Source organism: Rhizobium sp. Nf11,1 (assembly GCF_050587665.1).
In the GTDB taxonomy this organism is placed as follows: Bacteria; Pseudomonadota; Alphaproteobacteria; order Rhizobiales; family Rhizobiaceae; genus Rhizobium.
The window spans coordinates 1-395 of sequence record NZ_JBOBHU010000086.1 but is presented as its reverse complement, the minus strand read 5'-3'; the positions used below and the strand labels follow the sequence as shown (position 1 = coordinate 395).

Annotated in this window: 1 pseudogene; it reads right to left on the bottom strand. The window is 65.3% G+C overall.

Features of this window, described 5'->3' with window-relative positions:
- Positions 1 to 67: 67 nt before the first annotated feature.
- Positions 68 to 395, bottom strand: a pseudogene (locus ACQ7C1_RS31805) (sugar ABC transporter substrate-binding protein); the annotation flags it as partial.

Genomic DNA, 395 nt, shown 5'->3' with positions numbered 1-395 from the left:
CTTGTATCCGTCAGGGGACTGAAGCTTCCCCGCGAAGACGCGGGGAAGCCTTGTCATCGGCCTCGTCTCAGCGGGCGTCGTCGATCGCCTGGACGAGCTGGGTGACGGCTTCGTCGGAGCTCTTGATCTGGCCGTGGACGAACTTCGAGACGACGTCCTTATAGGCATTGGCGATCGCCGGCGGCGCGCCATAACCTTGGGCGAGCGAACCGAACAGCGTGCCGCCCTCGTTGGCCGCCTTCAGGTCGGCGATGCCCTTCTTGCCGCAGGCGTCGAAATCGGTGTCGGGTACGTCGGTGCGAGCCGGGACCGAACCCTTGACGACGTTGAAGGCCGACTGGAAGCTCTTCGACAGCGTTGCAGTCGCCAGTGCCACCTGGGCCGCCTTGCGGTCG